The 5,071-nt window shown below is 47.2% G+C and carries 6 protein-coding genes; all 6 read right to left on the reverse strand.

Translation table 11 applies throughout. The features are described 5' to 3' along the window. A partial coding sequence (locus tag INF86_RS22155) for a contractile injection system protein, VgrG/Pvc8 family (protein ID WP_227414851.1) occupies positions 1–251 on the reverse strand: 251 nt, incomplete at its 3' end. A gap of 64 nt (positions 252–315) precedes the next feature. Further along, a complete protein-coding gene (locus tag INF86_RS22160) occupies positions 316–753 on the reverse strand; it encodes a hypothetical protein (RefSeq protein ID WP_227414852.1) in 438 nt (145 codons plus the stop codon). A gap of 364 nt (positions 754–1,117) precedes the next feature. After that, on the reverse strand, positions 1,118–2,188 hold the full coding sequence (gene tri1, locus INF86_RS22165; protein WP_193543937.1) for an ADP-ribosylarginine hydrolase Tri1: 1,071 nt from the start codon (positions 2,186–2,188) through the stop codon (positions 1,118–1,120). Beyond that, positions 2,185–3,519, reverse strand: a complete 1,335-nt coding sequence (locus INF86_RS22170; RefSeq protein ID WP_193543938.1) for a PAAR domain-containing protein — start codon at positions 3,517–3,519, stop codon at positions 2,185–2,187. Before INF86_RS22170 ends, tri1 begins: the two co-directional genes overlap by 4 nt. Positions 3,520–3,521: 2 nt before the next feature. Then, positions 3,522–4,316, reverse strand: a complete 795-nt coding sequence (locus tag INF86_RS22175) for a DcrB-related protein (protein WP_063150111.1) — start codon at positions 4,314–4,316, stop codon at positions 3,522–3,524. Positions 4,317–4,327: 11 nt separating this feature from the next. Next, positions 4,328–5,071 (reverse strand): type VI secretion system Vgr family protein (locus tag INF86_RS22180; protein ID WP_193543939.1); only part of this gene is annotated, 744 nt, incomplete at its 5' end.

Below are 5,071 nucleotides of genomic sequence, written 5' to 3' on the forward strand. Positions count from 1 at the left end.
GTGCCCGTCAGCTCCACGGCGCTCACCGCCACGCGCGTCACCTTGCCGTTGATATAGCGGGGGGTAAGCAGGTTCTGCGTGGGGATGGTCACCGTGACCGGCTGACCGAGCAGCCTGCTGCGGTCGATGCGCGCGTCCGTGCCGAGCAGGGTCAGCGTCAGCGCGTACGACTCGGACATCGCCTCGCGGCCGGAGAGTTTCCAGAAAAGCAGCCCCTCAACCGGGAGCTGAACGGTAATTCGGTTGAGCATAATCTTTATTCCACTATGGACTAATCTCAGTGTTCATTGAGATATTTTTTATTAAATATCGTGCTTATTTAAGCCATAAACCTGAAAACATAAGGACGCTACCCAGGGAAACCAGGCATTTTGCAACGATAAGTAAGCCAGGCGCAACGACGGGTGTTATAGACGATATTGCTTCATAATTTTTCGCATTGTATTTTTTGTGCCTTCCTATAATTCCGGAAAAGATCGTGCAGAGCAGCACAACGGTAACTTTTAGTCCCCATACGCACAGTAAAGACATGGAAAAGATAATTGAATATTGTTTCGCCGTTGCGACGGAGAATAATGACATTGACAGAGCTAACCATTTCAACGTAAAACCAATAACAACCGTAGCCACCAGCACCAGAACAAACATTAACCCGGCCAGGAACCATTGTTTTTTACTGAACAAGTCTTTTCCATTCCATATAAGCATCTGTGTCCAAATCATAAAGAGAATAAAGAAAAGCCAATGCATCATAACATACCACATTTATACATGTTGTATCTCCAAGCATTGTCGTGTCGTCATCTCACTTCACATCACACTTCTTTTCCAAACCAAACACCATAAAACATCAAAATACAGCTTAACGAAGCGAGAGATTTTGCTACCAAGCGTAATTTTTGGCCCGAACCGTTGATTTATTATACCAATGACACCATTAATTCAACCCAGCTTAATATAATTTTTTATCCACAAACCATGGTAACCACATATTCTCTTCTGAAAGAATCTGTATTTTAAAATGTTTGACACGCAGGGATGTTTTTAGCTAACAAAACATTAGGTACAGACAAAGAAAGAGGCACGGTACAATACCCGTGCCCGATGACTAATATAATTATAAAAAATTATCCTCTGGAGCTCTATCGAACAGTTCACCAGCCATTTTGGCGATACGTTCGTGCTGTACGAGTTTGCTTTTCCACTCCTGCGGAATACCGGAATAACCATATAATGCTCCAGCGATTTGTCCCGCTGTCGCCGCAACGCTGTCAGCATCATCGGCAAGATTGGCGGCCAGCAGAATCGCATCCCGGAAGTTATCAGTATTCCATACGGACCACATCGCGGCCTCAAGCGTATCGATAACATAACCACTTGAACGAATCTGATCGCGAGTTTTTTGCTTATATTCACCCGCATTTATGATCATTACACGCGCGCACAAAGGAAAAACATGAGGCGAAAAAGCTTCTTCTTTTTGATAACCGTTAATTAAATAGTGCAATACCAATCCGAGAAATTGGCATGCATTAATTGACTCTACCGCGCCATGAGTTGCGCGACTCTGAGCCTGGGATTCGAAGTAAATCGCACGCAGCGATTTTCGACGAAAGATAGACACCGGAGCTTGACGAATAACCCCAGCATTACCAGCAGTGTGTTTTTCTGTATTACCATACCAGGAAGGCCCGATACGCATATACTGTTCAAGCGCAAATCGCGTCGTATTGCCAATATCGAAACACCGACCATTACTGCTATTATCACCGTTAAGATACCATTTGACGAGATATTTTCTAAGTACATCGGTATGCATTCTGTTTTCTGAAAGATAAGTTTCCGCCAGACATAATGCCATGGACGTATCATCTGTCCATTCGCCAGGTTTTAATTGGAAAGGTCCGCCACCAATCATATCCGCTACTTGTTCACTGTCTCTTTTCTTAAACTCGAGAGTAGTGCCGACTGCGTCCCCAACAGCCAAACCGACCAGCGCCCCAAGTGCTTTATCACGTGAAATATCTTCAGTCGTAATTAAAGGTAATGTTTCATCCCAGGCTTGTGAAGAAGTTAAACCATCAATACCGTTGTTTTTTATTGCCTTACGGACATTAATTGGCATGTATGTACGATAGCGATCGGCATAATGATTGATTTCAGAGTCTTCAGTATGAAGGTCGATCATGGTATTTCCCTTAATTCTATATTTGTTATCCCAAGCTCATCTGACCTGCTGATAACCTCAAATGATGTATTAGGCTTAAATAGCACTTCAGTCTCTGTTGCATTGAATTCTGAAAGGAAGTCAATTTTCCGACCGGAAAAACCTTCAATACGCATTTGGATAGGACCGCTGAAGCCTTGATTAACATCAGTACTAACAAAGGCTGGATCGATAACTGTTTTGCCCGGAGTATATCCTTCCAATATGTGTGAAGGTAAGCTGTTCATCCCGCGGTATGTCTCTCCACTAAAAGCAGGAAGCTGGTCCAAGCCATCATTTATATGTTGAGTAAATGCTTCCATTTCTTTAGTCATTGGTTTCATACCTCGTAATGCTGGGTTTACCATTTTGTAGCCAGGATCGGTAGTATAACCATACAATGCGCCTACTTGCTCATCACTGAGTAAAGCAGACAAAGCAGGATCACGATTCTCCGCTAATTCTCTACCACGAGTGATCCATTTTTCGGCTCGTTGTTTCCCTACGGCTTCGCTTAAGCTCATCCTTGGCGAAGCAGGGGCTGTAACGGGTTCCGCACTAACGCGCGGCATTGATTTACCAGCCCGCCACGCATCAAACCTTGCACCACCCTTCATGCCAGCCCCGCCGCCGATAACAGAGCCGATCAGCATCCCCCATTTCTGCCCGTCGCTACCTTCGCCAAACAGCATTCCACCCGCGTAGCTACCAACAGTGCCACCGCCCATCGCACCGAGGGTACTCAGAAGTGCGATTGCCGGACTGGCCAGCACCGCCATCGCTCCGCCACCAACGGCGAGCATCGTCCAGTTTACCCATTCAGGGATTTCAGGGCTTATTTCATCGGTCTGAACTTTGCTTCCACCAATAATAACATTACGCGATCCCTGACTAATCTCAGCGCTACACGTCAATTTATCGCCAATGCGGGAGGCGGGAAAGTTGTTGATGTAAACCTTTATCGACCCTTCCGCAACCCGTTGCAAGCTACCGCTGTGCTCGTCACACTCTCCGGCTGACAGATGAGCGCGGATAGCCTTTCGGCTGTTGATAAAAACATTGGGTGAACCTTCTTTCAGCGTACCTGTCGTGTGGCGTGGAGCCCATGACATACTGCCGAGGAGTTCTCCTAACCCACCCGCAGCACATGCACCAGCCGCAACGGCAGAAACAGCAACCAGCGCGGTCCCTCCAGTGACGACAACGGCAGCAGCGCCCAGAATGGCCCCACCAACCAATCCTGCAATCATCCAGCCTTTTGAGGCTGTATGAGCAATCTCATCATCTTCGCGAGCGGCCAGACATTCGGACATAATTATTCGGCACGCTGTGCCATCAGATATCCACGTATCCGATCGGGTGTACTAAGTTGGTCAGAGCCAGCGACCTGACGGCAAACGGAAAGCTGTGAAAGCAAGTGATGTGACTCGTCTGCGAAAGTCGTCCACAGCGCGTAACGAAGGGGTTGGCTGCCCGGAACGGGGGCAATACTGAGCGGTTTACCCTGTTTATCAAAAAGCAGATATTGCCCCTCTTTCGCCCGCTGAAGTGAAAGATGTCCATAAAGTTCCTGAATTTTTTCAAAAACACTAAGTACCTTACTCTCAACATCAAGCGCAAAAAATGGCCCCAGGCTGTCGGCAGCGAGCATTTCTTTAGTTTCGGTCAGAGCTGGTTTGTGGAATTTAATACTGCGAATAATTTCCCAGTATTGATTATGATAATAATCGCTGAATTCGCCAGGACATGTGCCAATATAACACACCAGCTTTTGTCCGCCAGGATGGTCACCGAGCAAAATCACCGTCTGCTTCTGAAAGATGGCTGAGTTATCATTTTTAAATTGATAAAAAAGCTCTACCGCCGGGTGACCATCAACAGAAGTCATCTGAGAGGATTCAAGACGAAAATCGGGCACCGTGATTTCCAGCTCTCGTACCAGGCGAGCTGCCGCATCATGAACTTTATCTTCATGTTTAGCACTCGCACGAGAAACAACAAAAGTAAACTCACTTGCTCCATTATCACTCAGGGTAAATAAATTCATTGTTCTATCTTTAAATACATCGGGTAAGGCGAGAGTTGCTTCCTGAAGAATATATTCGGCCACTCTGATCACTCTTACTTATTGGCATTAATTACAAAAAAACCATCTACTTCCTGCTGGATTTCGCCCTGAAGAGATGCACCAGGCGGATCGATGACGTTTCGTCCATCATCAGGATTCAAATGTAATTCGCCGGAGAGTGTATTAATTTGTGCAGTCTGTTTTGCAGTAAAGTTAAAGTTATTACCAATGATATGAACGCTACCGTCTTTGGATAGCTCGAGGGCACTCTCACCACATTCCAGTCTCAGTGTATTCCCTGCGGAAAGTATAAAGTTGTTAACGACTTTATCGGTTCGACTCTTACCCGTCAGGCATATCACATCGCCTTTAATCCCTGATTTCTGGTTTTTCGCTACCCGTAACGTTTCATCTTCACCAACAAACTGGGTACGATTTTTTTCAGTAGAATGAGACTCGTCGTTTTTGACGTTAATATCCAGATTGCGCTCAGCCTGGATCCACACCTGCTCTGCGCCCGCCTTGTCCTCAAAGCGCAGGGCGTTGGCGTTGTCCACGGAACCGTCTTTTGTCCGGCTCATAAAGCCCATCTGCGTTGCCGCAGCCGGCAGCGCCCACGGCGGCATGCTGGCTTCGTTATACACGCGGCCGGTGATAATCGGTCGGTCCGGGTCACCGTTGATAAAGTCCACCACCACCTCGTCGCCGACGCGCGGGATTTGCACCCCGCCGTAGCCCTGGCCCGCCCAGGCGCTGGAGACACGCAACCAGCAGGAGCTGGTGTCGTCACCCTTCGC

The organism is Enterobacter cloacae complex sp. I1M (genome assembly GCF_014982425.1).
In the GTDB taxonomy this organism is placed as follows: domain Bacteria; phylum Pseudomonadota; class Gammaproteobacteria; order Enterobacterales; family Enterobacteriaceae; genus Enterobacter; species Enterobacter intestinihominis.

Coding starts and splice junctions, on each gene's coding strand:
- INF86_RS22170 (WP_193543938.1), bottom strand. CDS start 3,519: ATGTCCGAATGTCTGGCCGCTCGCGAAGATGATGAGATTGCTCATACA.
- INF86_RS22160 (WP_227414852.1), bottom strand. CDS start 753: ATGATGCATTGGCTTTTCTTTATTCTCTTTATGATTTGGACACAGATG.
- tri1 (WP_193543937.1), bottom strand. CDS start 2,188: ATGATCGACCTTCATACTGAAGACTCTGAAATCAATCATTATGCCGAT.